At 61.9% G+C, this 23,616-nt stretch carries 17 protein-coding genes and 1 pseudogene; 7 read left to right on the forward strand and 11 right to left on the reverse strand.

The window, feature by feature from the left end; genetic code table 11:
• Positions 1-105: 105 nt before the first annotated feature.
• The 4 genes from JWR98_RS18985 to JWR98_RS19000 form a co-directional block, all read right to left on the reverse strand.
• Positions 106-588, reverse strand: a complete 483-nt coding sequence (locus tag JWR98_RS18985) for a glycine zipper domain-containing protein (RefSeq protein ID WP_003171039.1) — start codon at positions 586-588, stop codon at positions 106-108.
• Positions 589-794: 206 nt separating this feature from the next.
• Positions 795-3,143 carry an FdhF/YdeP family oxidoreductase gene (locus JWR98_RS18990; RefSeq protein ID WP_003171040.1) on the reverse strand — a complete coding sequence of 783 codons (2,349 nt, stop codon included), beginning with the start codon at positions 3,141-3,143 and terminating at the stop codon, positions 795-797.
• The gene (fdhD, locus tag JWR98_RS18995) at positions 3,140-3,979 is read right to left on the reverse strand and encodes a formate dehydrogenase accessory sulfurtransferase FdhD (RefSeq protein WP_205490892.1); all 840 of its coding nucleotides are present in this window, start codon (positions 3,977-3,979) and stop codon (positions 3,140-3,142) included. The genes JWR98_RS18990 and fdhD overlap by 4 nt, the downstream gene beginning before the upstream one ends.
• Positions 3,980-4,076: 97 nt before the next feature.
• On the reverse strand, positions 4,077-4,964 hold the full coding sequence (locus JWR98_RS19000) for a LysR family transcriptional regulator (RefSeq protein ID WP_078731115.1): 888 nt from the start codon (positions 4,962-4,964) through the stop codon (positions 4,077-4,079).
• 132 nt (positions 4,965-5,096) lie between these two features.
• Here JWR98_RS19000 and lysM point away from each other — a divergent pair, with 132 nt between their 5' ends.
• Positions 5,097-5,537 (forward strand): peptidoglycan-binding protein LysM, encoded by a 441-nt coding sequence (gene lysM, locus JWR98_RS19005; protein WP_078731116.1) that lies wholly within the window; start codon positions 5,097-5,099, stop codon positions 5,535-5,537.
• A gap of 47 nt (positions 5,538-5,584) precedes the next feature.
• On the opposite strand, the gene yrfG is transcribed toward lysM, so the two are convergent.
• A complete protein-coding gene (yrfG, locus tag JWR98_RS19010) occupies positions 5,585-6,247 on the reverse strand; it encodes a GMP/IMP nucleotidase (RefSeq protein WP_078731117.1) in 663 nt (220 codons plus the stop codon).
• Positions 6,248-6,334: 87 nt separating this feature from the next.
• On the opposite strand from yrfG, the gene nudE reads away from it, so the two are divergent.
• Positions 6,335-6,901 (forward strand): ADP compounds hydrolase NudE, encoded by a 567-nt coding sequence (gene nudE / locus JWR98_RS19015; RefSeq protein WP_078731118.1) that lies wholly within the window; start codon positions 6,335-6,337, stop codon positions 6,899-6,901.
• Positions 6,898-7,733 (forward strand): annotated as a pseudogene (cysQ, locus tag JWR98_RS19020) (3'(2'),5'-bisphosphate nucleotidase CysQ). The gene nudE and the pseudogene cysQ overlap by 4 nt, the downstream one beginning before the upstream one ends.
• 64 nt (positions 7,734-7,797) lie before the next feature.
• On the opposite strand, the gene JWR98_RS19025 reads toward cysQ, so the two are convergent.
• The 4 genes from JWR98_RS19025 to rfbB form a co-directional block, all read right to left on the reverse strand.
• On the reverse strand, positions 7,798-8,253 hold the full coding sequence (locus JWR98_RS19025; protein ID WP_078731139.1) for a thioesterase domain-containing protein: 456 nt from the start codon (positions 8,251-8,253) through the stop codon (positions 7,798-7,800).
• A 26-nt stretch (positions 8,254-8,279) separates the two neighbouring features.
• Positions 8,280-9,656, reverse strand: coding sequence for a sigma-54-dependent transcriptional regulator (locus tag JWR98_RS19030; protein WP_003171050.1), 1,377 nt, complete (start codon positions 9,654-9,656; stop codon positions 8,280-8,282).
• Positions 9,653-11,461 (reverse strand): sensor histidine kinase, encoded by a 1,809-nt coding sequence (locus JWR98_RS19035; protein ID WP_078731120.1) that lies wholly within the window; start codon positions 11,459-11,461, stop codon positions 9,653-9,655. Before JWR98_RS19035 ends, JWR98_RS19030 begins: the two co-directional genes overlap by 4 nt.
• Before the next feature lie 116 nt (positions 11,462-11,577).
• Positions 11,578-12,660, reverse strand: a complete 1,083-nt coding sequence (rfbB, locus tag JWR98_RS19040) for a dTDP-glucose 4,6-dehydratase (protein ID WP_205490893.1) — start codon at positions 12,658-12,660, stop codon at positions 11,578-11,580.
• Between the two features lie 145 nt (positions 12,661-12,805).
• Between rfbB and JWR98_RS19045 the strand changes: the two genes are divergently transcribed.
• From JWR98_RS19045 to JWR98_RS19055, 3 genes are all read left to right on the forward strand, one after another.
• The gene (locus tag JWR98_RS19045; protein WP_205490894.1) at positions 12,806-15,706 is read left to right on the forward strand and encodes an aminotransferase; all 2,901 of its coding nucleotides are present in this window, start codon (positions 12,806-12,808) and stop codon (positions 15,704-15,706) included.
• A 121-nt stretch (positions 15,707-15,827) separates the two neighbouring features.
• Positions 15,828-16,934 (forward strand): agmatine deiminase, encoded by a 1,107-nt coding sequence (gene aguA, locus JWR98_RS19050; protein ID WP_205490895.1) that lies wholly within the window; start codon positions 15,828-15,830, stop codon positions 16,932-16,934.
• 236 nt (positions 16,935-17,170) lie between these two features.
• Positions 17,171-17,386, forward strand: a complete 216-nt coding sequence (locus JWR98_RS19055; protein WP_078731124.1) for a hypothetical protein — start codon at positions 17,171-17,173, stop codon at positions 17,384-17,386.
• Positions 17,387-17,450: 64 nt separating this feature from the next.
• On the opposite strand, the gene JWR98_RS19060 is transcribed toward JWR98_RS19055, so the two are convergent.
• Entirely contained in the window at positions 17,451-19,538 is a 2,088-nt protein-coding gene (locus tag JWR98_RS19060) for a TonB-dependent receptor (RefSeq protein ID WP_141064610.1), read from the reverse strand.
• Positions 19,539-19,947: 409 nt separating this feature from the next.
• On the opposite strand from JWR98_RS19060, the gene JWR98_RS19065 reads away from it, so the two are divergent.
• Entirely contained in the window at positions 19,948-21,240 is a 1,293-nt protein-coding gene (locus JWR98_RS19065) for an OprD family porin (RefSeq protein ID WP_003171059.1), read from the forward strand.
• A 72-nt stretch (positions 21,241-21,312) separates the two neighbouring features.
• Here JWR98_RS19065 and JWR98_RS19070 read toward each other — a convergent pair whose 3' ends face one another.
• Complete coding sequence (locus JWR98_RS19070; protein ID WP_205490896.1) at positions 21,313-23,442, reverse strand: M48 family metallopeptidase; 2,130 nt, start codon at positions 23,440-23,442, stop codon at positions 21,313-21,315.
• Positions 23,443-23,616 lie beyond the last annotated feature (174 nt).

Genomic DNA, 23,616 nt, shown 5'->3' on the forward strand with positions numbered 1-23,616 from the left:
CCCCGATAGCGATCGATCAGTCAATGATGCTGTGACTGATCCGCCGTTATCGGGAGCAAACCCCCTCCCATATAGTCATGCAACGTTCGTCAGGCTGCGTATGGATCAGTCGCGATAACGATGCTTGTTCTTGCGATGCCCATAGGCATGGCCACGGCCTGGGTGGTCATCGCGGTAGTAGCGACGGTCGTCACGGTCGCGTCCACGATAACGGCGGTCATCGTCGTCGCTTTTGTTGCCCATGTAGTTGCCCAGTGCGCCACCTGCGCCACCACCGGCCGCGGAGCCGACCAGTGCGCCGGTGCTGCCGCCGACACTGCGGCCCACGACGTTGCCGCCGGCTGCGCCCAGTGCGCCGCCAATGGCGGCTTCGCCACGGCTGCGCTTGTCGGCGCCGACCGCGCTACCACCCGCGCCGCCAAGGGCCGCGCCGATGGTCGAACCTGTGTTGCCGCCCAGCTGTTGGCCGACAACTGAACCTAGAACCCCGCCCAATGCGCCGCCTACACCGGCTTCGGTGGTGCCACCGGCCATGGCTGCGCCACTGACCAGGCCAAGGGACAACAAGAGAATCGAGGAAAGCTTCATTCAGGAAAACCTCAAGGGGATGACGGCGCGATCCTGAGGCTGTATTGACATGCTGACAATAGAAATCCGACCAGTAACACGAGTTGTACACAATTCTCTAAGTTACTGTTTTAACTACGGAACTTAAGTGATTTTTGCGAGTCATTAGCTCTTCGGAACGCCGCTTTTATGCAAAAGCGGCCTTTTTTTGTGTCCAAAATGATCGATCAGGCCGAGCGCGACATGATCAAACCGCTCTCGCTCGCGGCTTCCAGGCGAATCGCCACGAATTTCGAGGTTGGCGTATGGCTGCCATCGCCGGTACTTTCGAGCGGCACCAGCGGATTCACCTCCGGGTAATAAGCAGCTGCCTGCCCCGCCGGAATATCAAATGCCAGCAAGGTAAAGCCCTTGACGCGGCGCTCACGGCCGTCTTCCCACAGCGACACGATGTCAGCCTTCTGCCCTGGCTTGAAGCCCAGGCGGATGATGTCGGCTTCGTTGACGAACAACACGTCACGCTGGCCTTTGACCCCACGGTAGCGATCGTCCAGGCCATAAATGGTGGTGTTGTACTGATCGTGGGAGCGCATCGATTGCATGATCAGGTCCGGCACACGGCCTGTGGCGTGGGTCCGCTCGTGGATCAGGTCCTTGGGCAGGCTGTTCGGGCGGAAGTTGGCGCGGCCAGACGGGGTATTCCAGCGGCGTGCGCCGGCGGAGTTACCCAGATAGAACCCGCCCGGGTGCTTGATCTTTTCGTTGAAATCCTTGAAGCCCGGGATGGTGTCGGCGATCAGGTCGCGGATGCGCCCGTAGTCGGCCACCAGCCAGTTCCAGTCCACCGGTTTGCTGCCCAGGGTGGCGGCGGCTATACCGGCGAGGATGGCAGGCTCGGATTTCATCAGCTTGGACAGCGGTTGCAGTTGGCCATTGGAGGCGTGAACCATGCTGAACGAGTCTTCCACCGTGACCGCTTGCGGGCCTTCGGCCTGGATGTCGATATCGGTACGGCCCAGGCACGGCAGAATCAGTGCGTCTTTACCGTGGGTCAGGTGGCTGCGGTTGAGCTTGGTGCTGATCTGCACGGTCAGGTCGCAGTTGCGCAGCGCCTCGAAGGTGCGGGTGCTGTCCGGCGTGGCTTGGGCGAAGTTGCCGCCCAGGCCGATAAACACCTTGGAGCGCCCTTCAAGCATGGCGTGGATCGCTTCGACCACGTTGTGCCCGTTGGTGCGCGGTACCCGAAACTGGAAGCGACGCTCCAGCGAGTCGAGGAACGCCACCGGAGGACGTTCGTTGATGCCCATGGTGCGATCGCCCTGCACGTTACTGTGGCCACGCACCGGGCACAGGCCGGCGCCCGGGCGGCCAATGTTGCCGCGCAGCAGCATCAGGTTGGCGAGTTCCTGGATGGTCGGCACCGAATGGCGATGCTGGGTAATGCCCATCGCCCAGCACATGATCACGTTCTTGCCTTTGGCGTACATGCGCGCCGCTTGCTCTATCTGCACCAGCGGCAGGCCGGATTGCTCGACGATTTCGTCCCATGAGGTGTCGTCGATCCTGGCCAGGTAATCCAGCACGTTGGCCGTGTGTTCGTTGAGGAAGTCGTGGTCGAACACCGCTTCCTTGCCTTCGGCCTGGGCCTGGCGTTCCCACAGCAGCAGGAACTTGGCCATGCCGCGCAGGATGGCCATGTCGCCGCCCAGCGCCGGGCGGAAATAGGCGGTGTTGGTCGGCTTGTCGCCGTTGGTGAGCATTTCCAGCGGGTGCTGCGGGTGCTGGAAGCGTTCCAGGCCGCGTTCTTTCAAGGGGTTGATGCACACCACTTGGGCGCCGCGTTTAACCGCTTCGCGCAGCGGTTCGAGCATGCGCGGATGGTTGGTGCCGGGGTTCTGGCCCCACACGAAAATCGCGTCGGCGTGTTCGAAATCATCAAAGGTCACGGTGCCTTTACCGACGCCCACGCTCTGCGCCAGGGCCACGCCGCTGGCCTCGTGGCACATGTTCGAGCAATCCGGGAAGTTGTTGGTGCCGTAGGCGCGCACGAACAGCTGATACAGGTAGGCCGCTTCGTTGCTGGCCCGGCCCGAGGTGTAGAACTCGGCCATGTCCGGGCTTGGCAAGGCGTTGAGGTGCTTGCCGATCAGGTCGAAGGCCGCTTCCCAACTGACGGGTGTGTAGCGGTCAGTCTCGGCGTCGTAGCGCATCGGTTCGGTCAGGCGGCCCTGGTACTCGAGCCAGTAATCGCTCTGCTCCAGCAACGCGGTCACGCTGTGCTTGGCGAAAAACGCAGCGTCCACACGGCGCTTGGTGGCTTCCCAGTTGACCGCCTTGGCGCCGTTTTCACAGAACTTGACCATGCCGCTTTCCGGCGAGTCACCCCAGGCGCAGCCCGGGCAGTCGAAGCCGCCGTTCTGGTTGGTCTTGAGCATCATGCGCAGGTTCTTCAGCGCGTTGTCGCTGGTCAGCCAGGCCTGTGCCACGCTGATCAGTGCGCCCCAGCCGCCGGCCGGGCCTTTGTAAGGCTTGTAGCGCGGGGTCGGGGTTTGGTCGGCTTGATGATGATTGCTCACGGCTGGTTCTCCATCGCAGGGCTGTAGACCCGCGGCGCACTTTTTTGCGGCAGGTGGATGAGATTGAGGTTGTGCCGGCGGGCCCATTGCAGGGCCAGGCCGGTGGGCGACGACAGGCTGACCAGGGTCTGGATGCCCGCGCGCAGGACTTTCTGGATCAATTCGAGGCTGCAACGGCTGGTGACAATCGCCAGGCCACCGTCGGTGGGGATCTTTTGGCGGATCAACGCGCCGATCAATTTATCCAGGGCGTTGTGCCGGCCGATGTCTTCGCGGCCCAATAGCAATTCGCCCCGGTGGTTCATAAACACTGCCGCATGCACCGCGCCGCTGTACTGGCCCAAGGGTTGGAACGCGCCGATGCGTTGGCGCAGGCCATCGAGCCATTCGGCCGGCGGCAAGGGCGCGCCGGGCAGTGCTTGAAGATCCGGCAGGGCCTGCTCCACCGCTTCCACGCCGCACAGGCCACACCCGCTGGTACCGGCCAACTGACGGCGCTGTTGCTTGAGGTTCCAGAACGCGCGGCTGGAAATCTGCACCTGAGCCTGCTGGGCGGAGCCCGAGCCGCTGAGTTTCAGGTCATAAATATCGCTGACGTCGGCGATGATGCCGCTGCCGATGCTGAAACCGACGACAAAGTCTTCCAGGTCCGTCGGCGTCACCAGCATGACTGCCTGACTGATGTCGTTATAAGCAATGGCCAACGCCACTTCTTCGGCCAGCGCTGTGCTGCCGACATCAGTGTGTTCGAGATTGCAATACTGGTAGCTCTGGCTGGCGGCGGGCGCGGGCATTTGGAGAGCGGGCGCCGCGCAGACTGGGCGCTTGGCGTTCATGGGGCAGTACCACCGGCGGATTGATCAGTGTTCAGACTAGGCGCGACAAAGCGTCGCGTCTAATTGCCAGTACTGATCTACCGATAGATGACGTCGATCAAGGCTCGATGTGCGATTTCTGATACAGCGCGAAACAGGCCTCGGCCAACGCCGAACGGGGTGCGCTGCGCCGCATGATCAGCCCCAGGCGCGCCAGGGTGTGAGCGTCTTCGATCGGCTGCAGGCGCAGGTGTTCGGTGAGCGCTTCCAGGCCTCCGTCCAGCGGCATCACCGCGCAACACAGTCCACCGTGTACGGCTTGTAATAACTGATGGACGGCATCGGTTTGCAGCAGCGGTTGCGGATGGAGCCCACGGCTGTGGAAGTTGTGGTCGATGGACTGACGAAAATGCATGCCGCTGGTGAGCATGCCCAGGGGCAGTTCGATCAGCGCCTCCCAGCTCAACGGCGTGTCGCCGAAGCTGAAAAACCGTTGATCGTAGAGCAGGCCCATGCGCGTTTCACCCAGGGCCAGCGAGTCGAAGCGTTCGTTGTCCAGGCGCTCCAGGTATGACACGCCCAGGTCCAGGCGATTGCTCGCCAATTGCTCAAGAATCTGTTCCGAGCTGAGGGCCGACAGCTCGAAGCGCAGGCTCGGGTGCTCTTTATGCAATTGCTGCATCAACGCCAACGGATCAAAACTCGACAGTGGCACTACGCCCAGGCGCAACGTACCGACCAGGTTACCGCGACAGGCAGCCGCTTCGGCCTGCAAGCCGTCATAGGCCGCCAGCACCGTGCGCGCCCAGGCCAGCACGCGCTCGCCAGGGGCGGTGAAGCCTTCGAAGCGCTGGCCGCGATTGACCAGAGGCAAATCCAGTTCTTCTTCGAGGCTGCGCAGGCGCATCGACAGGGTCGGTTGGGTGATATGGCAACGCGCCGCGGCCTGGCCGAAGTGACGGGTTTCGTCGAGGGCGATGAGGAATTTCAGCTGTTTGATGTCCATCTTCGCTCCAGGGCTTATTCCAATGGCGGTGGGATTCTAGCGCGTTTGGGTCTTGGGCCGGTCTGGAACCCAATTGTGTGGGACTGGTCTAGTCTTGGGCATCTGGAACTTAAATACCAAGGAGCGTGCACCATGAGTCTTTTTAGTTTTGTTAAGGAAGCCGGCGAGAAGTTGATCGACCTGTTGACGCCGGGTAATGCGAATGCGGGTGAGCAGTTGAAGGAGCACGTGGCCAAAGTGGGTCTGGGGAATCCGAATGTGCAGACCACGGTGGATGGCGACAAGGTGACCGTGACCGGTGAAGTCGCCAGCCAGGAAGAGAAAGAGAAGATTTTGCTGGCGCTGGGTAACATCCAAGGCGTGGCCAGTGTGGATGACCAGATCACCGTAACCGGCCCGGCCGTTGCCGCTGCCCGTTTCGTCGTAGTGAAAAAGGGCGACACGCTGAGCGCGATTTCCCTGGCGGTGTATGGCAATGCCAACCAGTACAACAAAATCTTCGAGGCCAACAAACCCTTGCTGTCGCATCCGGACAAAATCTACCCAGGGCAGACGCTGCGCATTCCTGAGTAAAAACGCAGGGCAAAATGTGGGAGGGAGCAAGCCCCCTCCCACATGGTTCAGAGTCCTGCAATGAGGTCTCGGTAGTCATCTACCGCCGCAAACTCCGCCGTGTCCTTCGGCCCCTTTTTGCTATCCGGCTCTTTCACCGCGAGCAAATGCCCCACGCCAAAATCCCGCGCACTGCGCAAAATCGGCAGGGTGTCGTCGATAAACAGGCTGCGCGACGGGTCGAAGCCGGTGTCGGCTTGCAGGGCATCCCAGAATTGCGGGTTTTCCTTGGCAAAACCGTAGTCGTGGGAGCTGATCAGCCGCTCGAAGTACGGCGCCAGTTCAATGCGCTCCATCTTCAGCGACAGCGAATCACGATGGGCGTTGGTGACCAGAATCACCCGTTTGCCGGCCTGCTTGATTGCCGCCAGAAAGGTATCGGCATCCGGGCGCAGGGCGATCAGGTGGGCGGTTTCCAGCTTCAGCTCGCGCACCGGAATCTTCAGTTCCGCACTCCAGAAATCCAGGCAATACCACTGCAACTGTCCGGCGTTACGCTCGAACAGTGGCAGCAGCTCCATCTCGGCCATGGTCCGGCTTATGCCGTGCAGTTCGGCGTAGCGCTGGGGCAGGTGCTCCATCCAGAAGTGGTTGTCGTAATGCAGATCGAGCAGGGTGCCGTCCATGTCCAGCAGGACGGTGTCGATGGCGTGCCAGGGCAAAGAGGGCATGGGGCGTTCTCACGTTAGTAAACATATCCGACACAGACAATCGGAAAAGCCACGGTATAGTAACCCGATCACGCCAAGGAGCCGCTTATGCGCCAGAAACCCACCGTCCTCGCCCGCGAAATAGTCGCCAGTAGCCGTTTGTTCCGCGTGGAGGAAGTGCAATTGCGCTTTTCCAATGGCGTCGAACGGACCTACGAGCGCTTGGTGGGCCGGGGTGCCGGTTACGGCGCGGTGATGATCGTGGCGATGATCGACGAAGATCATGCCCTGCTGGTGGAAGAGTATTGCGGCGGCACCGACGAATATGAAGTGTCCTTGCCCAAGGGCCTGATCGAACCCGGCGAAGACGTGCTGGCCGCCGCGGACCGGGAGCTCAAGGAAGAGGCCGGCTATGGCGCGCGGCAGTTGGAGCACATTACCGAACTGTCGTTGTCGCCTGGTTACATGAGCCAGAAAATTCAGGTGGTCTTGGCCACCGATCTCTACGAAGAACGCTTGGAAGGCGATGAGCCTGAGCCGATGCGCGTGGACAAGGTCAACCTGCGCGAGCTGTCGCAGTTGGCGCAAAACGAGCAATTCAGTGAAGGTCGCGCCCTGGCGGCGCTGTACCTGGTACGAGACCTGTTGATCCAGCGTGGAGCGTTTGTCGTATGAGCGAACTGTTTTTAGGCCACCCGTTTATCGCCCCTGTGATCGAGCTGGCTCGCAAGGCCGGTGAGGTGATCCTGCCTTACTGGCGTGTCGATGTGGCCGTGACCTCCAAGGCCGATGATTCGCCGGTGACGGCAGCGGACATGGCCGCTCACCACCTGATTCTCGCGGGCCTCACGGCCCTGGACCCGAGCATCCCGGTACTGTCCGAGGAAGATGCCGATATCGACCAGAGCGTGCGTGCCGGTTGGACGCGCTGGTGGCTGGTGGACCCACTGGATGGCACCAAGGAGTTCATCAGCGGCAGTGAAGAGTTCACCGTCAATATCGCCCTGATCGAGCACGGGCGGGTGGTGTTCGGCGTGGTGTCGATGCCTACCAGTGGCCGTTGCTATTTCGGTGGCGCGGGGTTGGGCGCATGGCGCTCCGATGTGAACGAAGCGCCTCGGCAGATCCAGGTGCGCGAGGCACCGGCGGCCGGTGAGGCGTTTACCGTGGTTGCCAGCCGCCGACACACCAGCCCTGAGCAGGAAAGCCTGTTGAGCGGTTTGAGCGCGGGGTTGGGTGAGTTGAAGCTGGCAAATATCGGCAGTTCGTTGAAGTTCTGCCTGCTGGCCGAGGGCAGCGCCGATTGCTACCCGCGCCTGGCGCCGACTTCGCAGTGGGACACCGCAGCGGCCCAGGGCGTGCTGGAAGGCGCGGGCGGCGAGGTGCTGGAGTTGAGTGGCGAGCCGTTCAGTTACCCCGCGCGGCGTCGTTGTTGAACCCGTTCTTTCTGGCGTTGCCGGCTAAGGCGGCATGGCGTGAGCGGTTGTTGGCTCTGGCCCGGTCTTAAGACCACCGCAGATCCAAATGTGGGAGGGAGCAAGCCCCCTTCCACATGTTTTGTGTACTGGCTTCTAGCGGTGCAGGACGTATTGGCCCGTGAAGGTTACCGCCCTTTCGTCACTGTCCTCATTCACAATCCACGTGTCCAGCGTCAACCGCGCCCGGCCATAGCGCTTGTACGTCGCCAAAAAACGCTTCCACACCTTTTCTTCCGGCGCTGCGCAAATCGCGGTCGCATCGCGCGTCACCGGCAGCGGGTAACTGATCTGCCCCTCCTGAATCACGATATGCCCGTCTTCAATCCCTTCCTCGCGCAGTTGCAGGTGCAGCCAGCCCCAGCCTGCCAGCACGGCGCCGCAATACAGGCTGCCGCCGAACATGGTGCTCTTGTGGTTGATGTTGGCTTCAAGGGGTAAATGCAGTTGCAACTGCCCGTGCTGCCAAGCGAGCACCTTGAGGCCCATTTCCCGGGTGAGGGGGATGTCGTGGTGGAGGATCGATTCCAGGTAACGGCTGTCGCGGCTCATGGCGGCCTCTTGGTGGGTGGGCAGGATCATTCGTCGTCAGCGCTTTGGTTGGCGAAGTTGAGGCCGTGCTTGCGCAGTTTGTCGTGCAGGGTTTTACGCGGTACGCCGAGGGCTTCGGCGAGGCTGCGCATGGAGCTGTGGGGGCGGGTCAGTTCGGCGGCGATCAGGCTTTTTTCGAACTGCTCGACCTGCTCGCTCAAGCCGCCCGGTGTGGAGATGAGCACGCCGCTGGCGGGGTTGTCCGGCGTGTTGTCCAGCGCCAGTTCCAGGCCCAGGGCAAAGCGTTCGGCGGCGTTTTGCAGCTCGCGCACATTGCCCGGCCAGCTATGGCGCAGCAGCAAGGCGCGCTGGCCCGGTTGCAATTCGTGCAGCGGCAGGCCGTGGCGGCTGCTGGCTTCGTCGGCGAAATGCTGGAATAACATCAAGGCATCTTCACCGCGCTCGCGCAGCGGCGGAATACGCAGCGGCGCGACGTTGAGGCGGTAATACAGGTCGGCGCGGAAACGGCCCTGGTCCGCCGCCTGGCGCAGGTCTTCCTTGGTGGCGGCGATGATGCGGATGTCCAGCGGGATCAGTTGGTTGCCGCCCAGGCGCTCGACCACGCGCTCCTGCAGCAGGCGTAGCAGCTTGACCTGCACGTCCAGGCTCATGCTTTCGATTTCATCGAGGAACAACGTGCCGCCGTTGGCGAATTCGAACTTGCCGATGCGGCGTTTCTGCGCGCCGGTAAAGGCGCCGGGCTCATGGCCGAACAGTTCGCTTTCCACCACCGATTCGGCCAAGGCACCTGCGTTGATCGCCACGAATGGCCCGCTGCGGCGGCTCGACAGGTCGTGCAGGGCACGCGCCACCACCTCTTTGCCGGCCCCGGTTTCGCCGAGGATCAGCACATCGGCCTTGGTCGCCGCCAGGGCGCCGATCTGCTCGCGCAGGCGCAGCATTTGCGGCGAGTGCCCCACCAGGCGCGTGCTCAGTTGCTGGCGGTCGCTGAGGGCCAGGCGCAGGCTGCGGTTGTCCAGCACCAGGCGGCGCAGGGCCAGGGCACGGCGCACACTGTCGAGCAGCGCGTCGCTGGCAAAGGGTTTTTCGAGGAAGTCATAGGCGCCGGCGCGCATGGCCTGCACCGCCAGCGGCACATCACCGTGGCCGGTGATCAGCAGCACCGGCAGGTCCGGGTCCTGGCCGTGCAGTTCGGCGAGCAGCTCCAGGCCATCCATGCCCGGCATGCGGATATCGCTGACCACCACGCCGGGCCAGTCCCGCGTCAGGCGTGCGGTCAGGCCGCTGGCTTCGCCCAGGGGCAGGACTTTCAACCCGGCCAGGTCCAGGGTCTGGCACAGCGCCTGACGCAGGTGTGGATCGTCGTCGATCAACACCACCTGAATCTGGTTATCGATACTCATACACTGCGGTCCTCGGACGGTTGCAGACTGACGCCCGGCGAGCCGGCACGCAATTTCAAGGTTAACAGCGCGCCGCCTTCCTTGTGGTTGGCGAACAGCAATTCGCCGCCAAATGCACGCATCAGCGTTTCACAGATTGCCAGGCCCAGCCCCAGGCCCTGGGTGCGCGTCTTGGTGGTGTAGAAGGGCTCGCTGGCGCGGCCCAGGGCTTCCATGCAAAAGCCTGGGCCGTTGTCGCGAATGTACAGGTTGACGCCCTGTGCGGTGGTTTCGGCACTCAGCCACAGTTTGCGCGGCGGTCCTTTCTCGGTGAGGGCATCGAGGGCGTTGGCCAGCAGGTTGCCCAACACCTGGCGCAGGCGTGTTTCCCCGGCTTGCACCCATAAGGTCGCCTCCGGCAGATCGCGGATCAGCTCTACTTCCATCGAACGTCGCCGCTTGGCCAGCAACGCCAGCGCATCGTCCAGCGCCGGTTGCAGCGCCACGCTCTCCGGCGCATGCCGGTCGCGGCGGGCAAAGGCGCGCAGGTGGGCGATGATCGAAGCCATGCGCCCGGTCAGTTCGCTGATCAGCTTGAGATTGCCCCGTGCGTCAGCCGTGCGTTCATGGTCGAGCAGGATCTCGGCATTTTCCGCATAGCTGCGAATCGCCGCCAACGGCTGGTTGAGTTCGTGGCTGATGCTCGCCGACATGGTGCCCAGCGCCGACAGCTTGCCGGCCTGCACCAGATCGTCCTGGGCGCGCACCAGTTCCTGTTGGGCATGTTCGCGCTCCAGCACTTCCTGTTTGAGGCGCCGGTTCAAACCTTCCAGGTCGCTGGTACGTTCGGCGACGCGCATTTCCAGCTCGCGGCGGGCCTTGGCTTCGAAGGCGATGCGGTCCAGGTAGTGGCGACGGCGCTGCATCAGCAGGCCGAGCAGCAGCATCAGCACCAGCAACGTCGCCCCACCCACCGCCACCACGGTACGCACCGGGCGGTTGATCAGGGATTGCGGGGCGAGAATCTCTACATTCCAACCGGTCTCGGCAATCGCCGTGGATTGGCGCAACCAGGCGCTACTGCTCAGGCTCAGCGGTTGGGGGTCACGCGTTGGATACGGCTGGATCGCGATGATGGCCTGGCGTTCTTCGGCGGTGAGTGGGCGAGTGGCGCGGAATCGCCATTGCGGGCGCGAGGTCAGGATCACCACGCCATTGTGGTCGGTGACCAGCAATTGTTCCGGTGTGTTGCCCCACAGGCTTTCGGTGTGGTCCAGATCGACCTTGACCACCAGCACGCCGATGATGGTGTCGCCATTACGCACGGCGGCGGCGAAGAAGTAACCACGCTTGGCCGAGGTGGTGCCCAGGCCGAAAAACCGGCCCAGGTGCCCGGCCATGGCTTCGCTGAAATATGGGCGGAACGAGAAGTTGCGCCCGACGAAGCTGTCCTGTTTATCCCAGTTCGAGGCGGCGAGGGTCTTGCCGGTGGTGTCCATCAGGTACATCACCTCCACCCCGGCCTGGGCGGCGACGTCCTTGAGCAACTGGTTGGCGTTGGCCAGGTTGGTGCTGACGTGCGGCGCATCCAGTGCGGTGCGCAGGGCGGGCAAATCGCCGAGGATCTGCGGCAGTACTTCATAGCGATGCAGCGTGCCGAGCAGGTTGGCGACGTACAGGTCGAGGGTCTGGCGGTTCTGCCCGGCCAGTTCATTGCGGTAATAGCGTTCGGCCAAATGCTCCAGCGGCCATAGCAGCGGTGCCAGGCACAGCGCCAGCAGGGCGAGGCTGCGCCAGCGGGGTCTTCGCGGAAGGGGTGGAGTCATGGGAATCGTGCGCCTGTGGGTACAGGCGCATTATGCCTAGCGCTGCCCGGCAAGACACTCGCGCAATGCGTGTTGGCAAACTGGCGGCATGCCGATCTGCTCAATGGCGATGTGCATCATGCAATCAGATCCCGCATGTCGGTATTGCCCAATCGTTGGCCCTGATAGCTGCCGTTCTGGACCCTGCGGCACCATTCCAGATTATCGAGGTACCACTGCACGGTTTTACGCAGGCCGGTTTCAAACGTCTCCATGGGCTCCCAGCCCAGCTCGCGTTGGATCTTGCCGGCGTCGATCGCATAGCGTTGGTCGTGGCCCGGACGGTCCTTAACGAACGTGATCAGATCGATGTAGGTGTTCACGCCCTGTGGATGCTGTGGCGCCAGCTCTTCGAGCAGCGCACAGATGCCGCGGACCACGTCGATGTTTTTTTGCTCGTTGTGGCCGCCGATGTTGTAGGTCTCGCCGACCACGCCTTGCGTGACGACGCTGAGCAGTGCCCGTGCGTGGTCTTCGACGTACAGCCAGTCGCGCACTTGCAAGCCATCACCGTAGACCGGCAAGGGTTTGCCTGCGAGAGCGTTGAGAATCACCAACGGGATCAGCTTCTCCGGGAAATGGAACGGTCCGTAATTGTTGGAACAATGGGTCAGCAGCACTGGCAGGCCGTAGGTGTGTTGCCACGCACGCACCAGATGGTCGGACGCGGCTTTACTGGCCGAGTAGGGCGAGCTGGGCGCATACGGCGTGGCTTCGGTGAACAGGTCGTTGACGCCATGCAGGTCGCCGTACACCTCGTCGGTGGAGATATGGTGGAAGCGAAACGCGCGTCTGGCCGGTTCGGCCAGTTGCTGCCAGTAGCCTCGGGCGGCCTCCAGCAGGCTGTAGGTGCCGACGATATTGGTCTGGACAAAGTCCGATGGACCGTCAATCGAACGGTCGACATGGGACTCGGCAGCCAGGTGCATGATGGCCTCGGGCTCGAAGCGCGCCAGCACGGCGCTCACAGTCGCCTGGTCGATGATGTCGGCTTGGACGAACTCATAGCGGCTATTGGACGCGATACTGGCCAGCGATTCCAGATTGCCGGCGTAGGTGAGTTTGTCCAGGTTGAGCACTTCGTGCTCGGTGTGTTGAATCAGATGGCGTATCAACGCAGAACCGATAAAACCGGCGCCACCGGTGATCAAAATGCGCATGTCGGGGGCCTCTTTCTTAACCGGACGCTTAGCGAGGGGAGCATAGCCTGTGTTGGGGTAGCGGGTTGGTGTGGATGTGAGGGGGGTTGCGCAAGCCCCCCGAACAATGGCGATATACACACCTAAAAAATCGAGGCCACCCCCCATGCCGCTCGCCACGTTGATCCACCGCGCCAGTCTACCCTGCCCGTACGTAGGCCCCGATCAGGCGGCTCAACTTCTCGAACAGCATTACGGCCTCGCCGGCACGTTGCAGTCTCTGGGCAGCCAGCAAGACCTCAACTACAAAGTCGACAGCCCCCGCGGTCGGTTTGTACTGAAAATCTGCCACGGTGACTATGCCGCGCTGGAGTTGCAGGCCCAGCATGCCGCGCTCAAGCATTTGCGCGCGGTGCGCGTGCCGAGGGTGATCGAATCCCTGGCGGGCGAAGAGTTGCTGACCCTGACGGTCGACGGCCAAACCTTGCACCTGCGGGTGCTGGATTATATCGACGGGCAGCCATTGACCCATCTGCCGCATCTGGGACGCGACGTGATCGCGGGCTTTGGCGAGCTGTGCGGGCGCATGAGCCGGGCGCTGGCTGAGTTCACCCACCCTGGTCTGGACCGGACTCTGCAATGGGACCCGCGCCATGCGGGGGAGCTGATCACTCACCTGTTGGCGACCTTGGAAAACCTGCCCCATCGAGACGCGCTGGAGCAGGTCGCCGAGCAGGTCGCGACACGCATCCGCCCCTTGGCCGAGCGCCTGCCCTGGCAGGCGGTGCACATGGATATCACCGATGACAATGTGGTGTGGCAGCGCGATGCCCAGCGGCATTGGCAGATTCAGGGCGTGATCGATTTTGGCGACCTGGTACACACCTGGCGCATTGCCGACCTGTCGGTGACCTGCGCCGCGCTGTTGCACCACGCCGAGGGCGACCCCTTTGCCATCTTGCCGGCGATCCAGGCGTGCCACGCTGTTACCCCGTTGCAGCGTGAAGAGTTGCTGGCGCTGTGGCCGCTGGTCGTGGCGCGCGCGGCGGTGTTGGTATTGAGCAGCCAACAGCAGCAACGCCTGGACCCGCACAGCTCCTACCTGCTGAAAAACGCCGAGCATGAGTGGGAAATCTTCCAGGTCGCGACGTCGGTGCCGTTCGAGCTGATGGAGGCTGCGATCCTCAGCGGTGTCGGCGAAGTGCCGGTGCCGATGGCCAGCCAGGACTTCGCGCCCTTGCTGCCGGGGCTGGTGGGGCAGACATTTGCGTTGATCGACCTGGGGGTGCTCAGCCCGCATTTCGAGGCGGGCAACTGGGAGGCCCCCGGCATCGATCGCCAGCTGCTGGATGACGCGGCGACGGTGCATGGGTTGGCGGCCAGTCGTTATGGCCAATACCGGCTGTCACGCACCCGACCGGACAGTGCCGACGAGCCGGACACGTTCGCGCTGCATGTTGAGCTGCATTTACCCCATGGCACCGTGGTGGAAGCGCCTTTTGCCGGGACATTGCGCCAGGCCGCCGACGGCCTGGTCAGTGTGCAGGGCGCCGAGGCGAGTGTGCGTTTGTGGGGTGTGAAAACCCGATTGAATCCTGGCTCGTTTCTGGTCAAAGGGCAGGTGTTGGGTGAGGTGCACGCCCCGCTGATCGTGCAATTGTGCCGTGCCGACCTGGACCCCCCGCTGTTTTGCACGCCGTCTCGCGCGTTGGCCTGGCAAACCCTGTGCCCATCGCCCGCCGCTTTGCTCGGGCTGGCCTGTGATGCCGAACCCGAGTTGGACCCCGCGGCCTTGCTGGCTCGCCGGGACGCCAGTTTCGCCCGTTCACAGAAGCACTATTACGTCGACCCGCCGCGCATCGAGCGCGGCTGGCGCAACCACCTGATCGACATGCAGGGCCGTTCCTACCTGGACATGCTCAACAACGTCGCGGTCTTGGGCCATGGTCACCCGCGCATGGCGGCGGTGGCGGCGCGGCAGTGGTCGCTGCTCAACACTAACTCGCGGTTCCACTACGCAGCGATTGCCGAATTTTCCGAACGGCTGCTGGCGCTGGCGCCGAAAGGCATGGACCGGGTGTTCCTGGTCAACAGCGGCACCGAGGCCAATGACTTGGCCATCCGCCTGGCCTGGGCCTACAGCGGCGGGCGCGAGATGCTCAGTGTGCTGGAGGCCTACCACGGCTGGTCGGTGGCGGCGGATGCGGTGTCCACCTCGATTGCCGACAACCCCCAGGCGCTGAGCAGCCGCCCCGAGTGGGTACACCCGGTGACGGCACCGAATACCTATCGTGGAGAGTTTCGCGGGCAGGACAGCGCGCCGGACTACGTAAGAAGCGTGGAGCACAACCTGGCGAAAATCGCCGCAAGTAAACGCCAACTGGCGGGGTTCATCTGCGAACCGGTGTATGGCAATGCTGGCGGAATCTCCCTGCCGCCCGGCTATCTGCAGCAGGTGTATGGCCTGGTCCGTGCACAAGGCGGCGTGTGCATCGCCGATGAAGTGCAGGTGGGCTACGGCCGCATGGGCCATTTCTTCTGGGGCTTCGAGGAGCAGGGCGTGGTACCCGACATCATCACCATGGCCAAAGGCATGGGCAACGGTCAGCCACTGGGTGCCGTGATTACCCGCCGCGAAATCGCCGAAGCGCTGGAAGCCGAGGGTTACTTCTTCTCGTCGTCCGGGGGCAGCCCGGTCAGTTGCCGCATCGGCATGGCGGTGCTGGATGTCATGGAGGAAGAGAAACTGTGGGAAAACGCCCAAGTGGTGGGCGGACATTTCAAGGCGCGCCTGGAGGCATTGATTGACCGTCACCCCTTGGTGGGGGCCGTACACGGTTCGGGTTTCTATCTGGGACTGGAGCTGGTGCGCGATAGGCAAACCCTGGAGCCCGCCACCGAAGAAACCACTCGGTTGTGCGACCGTTTGCGCGAGCTGGGCATTTTCATGCAACCCACCGGCGATTACCTGAACATCCTCAAGATCAAGCCGCCGATGGTGACCTCCAAACGCAGTGTGGATTTCTTCGTCGACATGCTGTCGAAGGTGCTGGATGAACAGTTGTAATTAATCGATTGTTATCGGTTATTACTTGTCATATTTATCGATCATGCTCTTTGATCGCTATTAAAGCCGATTTTTATCCGTTATAAAGTCGGCCTTTACCCCATTCGGAGTCCTGATCGCCATGACCACCCTGCACAGCACCCCCCGCGCCGATGGCTTTCATATGCCTGCCGAATGGGCGCCACAGACCCAAACCTGGATGATCTGGCCAGAGCGCCCGGATAACTGGCGCCTGGGCGGTAAGCCGGCGCAGGCGGCACATGTGGCCGTGGCCAAGGCCATTGCACGCTTCGAACCGGTGACCGTGGCGGTTTCCGCCGCCCAGTACGAGAATGCCCGCGCCCGTTTGGACGTGCCGAATATCCGTGTGGTGGAAATGTCCAGCGATGATGCCTGGGTGCGTGACACCGGGCCGACCTTCGTGATCAACAACAACGGCGAAGTGCGCGGCGTGAACTGGGACTTCAACGCCTGGGGCGGGTTTGACGGTGGCTTGTATGCACCGTGGAACCGCGACTCGCAGGTGGGCGGTAAGATCCTCGAAATCGAACGCGCGCCGCGCTACCGCACCGAAGGTTTTGTGCTGGAGGGCGGTTCGATTCACGTCGACGGTGAAGGCACCCTGCTCACCACCGAAGAATGCCTGCTCAACCGCAATCGCAACCCACACCTGGATCGTGCCCGGATCGAAGCGGTGCTGAGCGCCAACCTGGCTGTGGATAAGATCATCTGGCTGCCGGACGGCCTGTTCAATGACGAAACCGACGGCCATGTGGATAACTTCTGCTGCTACGTGCGTCCGGGCGAGGTATTGCTGGCCTGGACCGATGACCCGCAGGACCCGAACTACGCACGTTGCCACGCCGCGATGGATGTCCTGCAAAGCAGCACGGATGCCCGGGGCCGAGCGTTTACGGTGCATAAAATGCCGATTCCGGGGCCGCTGTATGCCACTGAAGAAGAATGTGCAGGCGTCGACCCGGTGGACGGTTCCCAGGAGCGTAATCCGAGCGTGCGGTTGGCGGGTTCCTACGTCAACTTCCTGATCGTCAACGGCGGCATCATTGCGCCAAGCTTCTACGACCCATTGGACAGCCAGGCCAAAGCGATCCTGCAGAACCTGTTCCCGCAACACGAAGTAGTGATGGTGCCGGGCCGTGAACTGTTACTGGGGGGCGGCAATATCCACTGCCTGACCCAACAACAGCCCGCCCCGCACAGAAACTGAGTGCAGTTGTAACAGCGCCTTTCATGCAACGGAGGCGCTACTCGGTTTCAGCGCCCACAGCAAGCCCGCGGCCCAGCACGGTTGCGGGCTTTTTTGTGGGTGCATGCCTACAGGCACGGGACATTGGCATAGCTCTTGTATCAGTGATTGCCACAGTGGTTCAGGGGCATGACTGCGCGGTTCTGTCATAAACCTTGAGTAAGTTAGCCGCTCACGCAGTAGGAGAGAGCGCTGAAATGAACGCCGATATCAACCTGATGAATACCCGTACGTTTCACCCTTTGCGGGTCAACGGCGACGCGATCCAGGCGCTGGGACTCTGGTTGAGGGAGCACGGCTCGCGGCAGGTCAGGCAGGCGCCGGATTTGCGCAGCGTGATGAGTGAACGTTACCCGGTGGGGTTGTTCAGTGAGGATGAAGTGCATGCGTTGTGTGACTTACTGAAAAACTAGGCAGCGCTGGGAACGCGTGTGGGAGGGAGCAAACCCCTCCCACATTGTTGAATTGTGTAGCTTTTTAGAAGGTGTAAGTGCCCGTCACCACCAGGTTACGCGGCTCTCCCGGCTGAATCTGCGCCACGCTGGTCGCCGATTCATAGTAGGTCTTGTCGGTGATGTTGTTCAGCGCCGCTCGCACATCCCAGGCTTTCTGACGGAATCCGACCAACCCGTCCCAAGTGCCGTAGCCCGGCAGGACCACGGTGTTGAGGCTGTCGGCATAGCGGTCGCCCACCAGCGTCAGGCCGGTTTCCGCGTACCAGCCCATTTCCGGTTTCCAGGTGATAAACAGGCTGGCATTGCGCTTGGCCACGTCGCTGACGCGCTTGCCTTCGAAGCCGTTGTTATCCTTCTCGACTTTGGCATCCTGCAGACCGATGCCGCCGCGTACATACCAGTTGTCGACGAGCTTGCCGGTGGCGGTCAGCTCCACGCCGCGCGAGCGTTGCAGGCCGCTGAGCAAGGTGATGGTGCGGTCCAGCGGGTCGCTGGTGCGGCGGTTGTAGAGTTCCAGCTCGTAGACTGCCAGGGTGGTGCTCAGACGGTCATCGAGCCAGTCGCTTTTGACGCCGATCTCCTTTTGTTTGGTCAGCTCGGGGCTCAGGTCGTTGACGCTGCCGGCGGCGTTCGGGGTGATGCCGATCAGGCCGCCGCCCGCCGGGGAGAAGGTTTTGCTCCACGAGGCATAGAACGAATGGTTTTCCAGCGGCGTCCACACCAGGCCGAAGCGCGGGCTGGTGCTGTGGCTTTTCACGTCTTGCCGGGTGTTGAGCAGCTTGTTTTCGGTGTCCACTTCAAAGCGGTCGTAGCGCAGGCCGGCCAGCACTTGCCACTGATCATTCAGGCGCAATTGGTCTTGTACGTAGAGGGCGCGGCTGTCGACTTCGGTGTGGTTATCACTTGATACGCTCATGCGCCCGGTGTGGCTGAGGTTGCGGTTGGGCCGGTTGAGGTCAAGGCTCGGCACCGCCTGGCCGCCTCGGTTCACGGCAGTGGCGGTATACAACGTAGGATCGCGGCGCTGGGTGCCCAGTTCGAGACCGGTGAGCAGGCGATGGTCGAGGCCGAAGGTGCTGAAGCCGCCTTCCAGCTCGACATTGTTGAAGATGTTTAAGGTGGTCAGGTCCTGCTGCCAGCGTTGGCGCGTGACGCTATTAGTGGCTGGGGTGTAGCCGGTGAGGTAGGTGTTGTCGAAGTCGCTGTCGAGCTTGAACACGCCCAGGGTCTGGCGCAGTTGCCAGTTGTCATTGAGTTCATAGGCCAGTTTGGAGCGCAGCGACTGGGTCTTGTCGTCAATGTAATCACGGCTGTCACCGTAGGTGGTGCTGCGGCTCACATCGGCGGGGCGGCCGTTGACGCCTGGGATGCCTCGGTCGGGCGTGCGGTTGTAGCGGCTGTATTCGTATTGCACCAGCCAGTTCAGGTCCGGCGTGAGCTGCCAGCTCATGGACGGCGCAAACAGTTGGCGATTGCCGCTGACGCCGTCGCGAAAGCTGTTGTTGTCCTGATTGCCCATGTTCAGGCGCAAGCTGATGTTCTCCGTGGGATCGGTGCTCAGGTCGGCGTACAGACTGCGCAAATCATTGCTGCCACCCTGGGCCTCGATGCTCGATGTACGCCCGGCCGTTGGCAACTTGCTCACACGGTTGACGATCCCTCCCTGACCGCCTCGCCCGTACAGCACGGCTGCCGGCCCCTTGAGCACTTCGATGCGCTCGATGTTATGCAGGTCGCGCACGTACTGGCTGTCGTCGCGAATCCCGTCCAGGTAAAAATCGTTGCTCGCGTCAAAACCACGGATGCGCAAACTGTCGAAACGCGTGTCGGCGCCGCTGCTCACGTTGGGGATGCCGCTCAAGGCCTGGCCCAGGTCATTGGTGCCGTAGGAGCGCAGGCTTTCGGTCTTCACCGAATCGATGGCCTGGGGCACATAGCGCACCGGTGTGGCAGTGCGGGTAGCGGTGCTGGTTTCCTTGGTGCGCGGGTCATCTTCGTCAGCTTCGGCGCTGATCGCGGTTTCGGGCAACGTGGTCGCCGCACAGGCAAAACCGGCAGACAGCAGGACAGAGAGCCCAAGGGTGATGGGCGTCAGGCGAGGGGCAGGCATGGGAAAATGCATCCAGAGGGGTTGGGAGAAGACAGCGCGCTAATGGTAATGCTTTGCATTTGCGCGCGTTATCTATTGCCAAACGTATCCGCTTTGAATGTGTTACGAGATGTGTTTTCAGCGTCGTTGGAAGCTGATACATGTCGTTTTTAGAAAGGCCATCAGCCTTTGCTTAGAATTATTTCGCCTAAATACAGACGATTCACGAAATTGACACATAGTTCAACGCGCGACTAGGATTGCGCCCAACGCCTGTGGCTAACAGCCATGACTCATCCAATAAGAAAAGGCCCGCGGTATGTTCAGTCGTCCGCGGGCCTTCTTTTTTCCGGAGAAAGTCGACACCAGAAAGCGACATGGGGCCTGGTGTCACCGCGCGTACTCAACCAGAAATAAGGAATACAAGAACATGTTGAAGCAACGGATGAGTCTGATCGCTCTGGGGATTTTGAGCGCATCGACAGCAATGGCAAACGACCAGGAGCAATCCAAGGGTTTCGTTGAAGACAGCCACCTGAACATCGCCGCACGTAACGCCTACATCAGCCGCGACTACAAAAACGGCAAGCAGGACAAAGCCGAATGGGGCCAGGGCTTCATCGGTAAGTTCGAGTCCGGTTTCACCCAAGGCACCGTCGGTGTGGGTGTGGACGTGATCGGTCAGTACGCTATCCGTTTGGACGGTGGTAAAGGTCGCAGCGGCGCGGGCGGCATCGACTTCTTTAAACAAGGTGACAGCGGTGCGGCGGCCGACGATTTGACCAAAGGCGGCGCGGCGGTGAAATTCCGTGTGTCCAACACCGTGCTCAAGTACGGCGACCAAATGCCGGCTGTGCCTGTGCTGCAGTACGACAACTCCCGTCTGTTGTCGGAAACCTACACCGGTACTTCGATCGTTTCCAAGGAGATTGAAGGTCTGCAACTGGACGCGGGTCGTTTCACCAAGGAGGCCCGCAAGAGTGCTGAAGGCACCGACAGCGGCAACCTGAAAAACATCAGCTACCTGGGCGGCAGCTACAAGTTCACCGAAAGCCTGTCCGCTGCGCTGTACGCTTCCGACATGGAAGACGTGCTGAAGAAGCAATACGTCAACGTCAACTACGTGCTGGCCCTGCCAGAGAAACAGTCGCTGACCTTTGACTTCAACGGCTACAAAACCAAGCTGGACAAGAGCTTCGCCGAGCAACGCGGCGATGCCGACGCGCGTGACAACAAAATCTGGAGCCTGGGCGCCACCTGGGCGGTGGGCGCACACAGCTTCACCTTGGCCCACCAGCGCAGCACCGGCGACACCGGCTATCTGTATGGTGGCTATCGCGACAATACCCGCGACACCGGCATCGGCGACGGCGGCAACACCATCCTGCTGGCCAACTCCTACTGGTCCGACTTCAACGGCAAGGACGAGCGTTCGTGGCAAGCAGGCTACGGTATCGACTTCGCCACCTTCGGCGTGCCGGGCCTGACCTACAACGTTGCGTATGTACGCGGTACCAACATCGACGACGGCACTGGCCGTGGCGATGGCACCGAGCGTGAAATCTGGAACCAGTTCAAATACGTGGTCCAGAGCGGTCCGGCCAAAGACCTGAGCCTGCGTGCCCGTGCCTCGTGGTTGCGCGTTTCCAACAACGCCAGCAACTACAACGTTGGCGGTAACGAACTGCGTCTGTTCGCCGACTACCCGATCAACGTTTTCTAAGTGATCGCACGTCGCGCCTGACGCCAGGCGATAAAAACCCCGACTGGTTCGGGGTTTTTTCATGGGCGCCGATCAGCCCTCGCCGCTCTGCAAAATCTTGCGCGCGAGCGACGCGTTGACGTAGTCAGTCATCAGCACCAGGCCGTCGTATGGCTCGATCTTTTTGTTGTCGATGCACAGCTGCGCCATCTGCAGCAGTACCTGGCGCTTCTTCTTGTTGACCCGTGCGCCGGGCACGCCGAACGCGGTTTTGCGCAACTCGGGCAAGGGCGCTTCCGGCGTCAGATCCAGCGTTACCCAGATGCCTTGCATAAATTGCAACGTGACGCTGTCGATGTGCTCGATGGGCAACGGCTGCGCCAGGTTGGCAAACACGAAATGCTCCGGCGTCAGGCGCAACGCGATTTGCGGGGCGCGTTTGAACCGGCGCACGCCCAACCAGAGAAAGATCAGCGCGATGCTGCCGATCGCCGCGCCGGCGCCGAGGGCAGACAACGGCGTACCCTTCATGCGTTCCGGCGCAAGCCACGGCTGGGTCATGACCCACAGCCCCAGCAGCACGAACGGGATCGACAGTACCGCCATCAGCACAGCGCCTCGCCGCCCACCTTCGTGCAACGCATGCTCGCCCTGGGCCGATGCGACCATGGTTTCCAGCAGATGGGTATGTTCGGCATTCTCCAATACGGCGACGTCGATCAAATCGCCCGACAACCGCTCGCGTAGCCTGTGGGGTGCGCTGAAGCAGGCATCGATTTGCGCGTTCGCCGCGTCGCAATCCACTGTGCGAATGGCGCTGCGCAGGGCATCGTCCAGCGACACGCCCAGTGCCTGTAGGCGTTCGCCGTTGGACGGGTGGGAATCGGTCGGGTGCGGTTGATGAATCTCCAGGGCTTCGGGCGGTAGCTGCAGCTCACACTCGCGTAAGGCACGGAGTACCGCGTCGGGCAGGTCCGTCGCTGACGCGGCGTCACACAACGCCATCAGTGAGTCCTCAATATGCGGCTGCAACACCGATACCCGCAACAGCGCCGAGGCTGCCGCGCTATTGCCCCCCAACCGCGCGCCGGCGGCATCCGCCAGCAATTCGCGCTCACGGCTCCAGTGGTTCACCGCCTGGTCAAAGCGCTGCATGAAAAACACACCGAACATCAACGACGGCCGCAGCAACCGTCCCTGGATAAAGTCGCTGGCCTGCAGGGTGTCCAACAGCGCTTCGAGGCTACGATTGACCCCATCGTAGATCGGCAAAAAGCGCAGGCTGTACTCCGTGTCCTGCCCCGCAAAGTGCGCCAGCTCGTGGCCGATCACCGCGTCGATTTCGTCGTGGCTCAACAGGCCCAGGTAAAGCAGCGGCACGTGCAGGGTGCGACCATGCAACGAAATGTCCGCCGGTTGCACACTGGCCTCGCTGGAGGTCACGTAAAAACCCTGGGCCAGGCTCACCACGATATGGTCCGGCGGCAGCGCGCCAAGTTTGTCCGCCAACGCATTCACTTGACGCCACAACCCCGGTGCCTGCTCGGGGCTGACCAACTGGCCGAACATCTCCAGCGGCACGGGCTTGAACATCCCCAGCATGTGGCGCAGCTGTTTAAGCAACTGCCAGATCGAATACAGACAGAACGCCGCGATCACCCCCAGCACCGCCATCAACTTGACTTCGCCACTGCCCAACCGACCGATGTGCCACATCGCCAAGCCTTCAAAACTCAGCGCCACCGCGACCGCCGCCGCCATCGCCACCCCATGACTCACCAGCACATAGGGCAACAAGCGGCTGCCAAGAGAGAACACCTGCAACAACTTCTCCCGCGACTGCCGTGCTCGCCGCCCCGCCCAGTGCGTACCCGCCAACGCCGCCACACCAATCAACGCCGCCAACAGCCCCAGGCCCATCACCCACAGCGCCAGCCCACGCATCGCACTGTTCACGCGATGAGCGATGGGCAGTTCCGTTTCGATTTTTGCCAGACGGCTGAGCGCCAGTTGCACGCCGATTGTTTCGTCGACCAGCTTGACCGTGGCCGCCGGGTTTTTTGCCGCCAGGGATTGAAGTTGCCGTTTAGCGCTATCCACGGTGGTGTGGTAATCGTTCATCGCGGTGCTGGTTTCGTCAGCACGCTGCCGCTCCCAGCTGCCCAGGGTGGTGAGCAGCAGCGGGAAAATCACCAGTAGAGCAATCAATTTCAGGGCGTTCATGGGCGTTGGTTCACGACGCGGGGACGAACAGGGTTATACCGAAAAAAGCACGCCAAGCCGAGGCGCTCATCGGTGGGACTGGGCTTGGGAATGCCAGACAGTCGAGAGCAAACGCTGTACCTGTGGCGAGGGAGCTTGCTCCCGCTGGGCTGCGAAGCGGCCCCGCTCTTTGCT

The sequence above is a fragment of the Pseudomonas lactucae genome, assembly GCF_016937615.1.
Lineage (GTDB): Bacteria > Pseudomonadota > Gammaproteobacteria > Pseudomonadales > Pseudomonadaceae > Aquipseudomonas > Aquipseudomonas lactucae.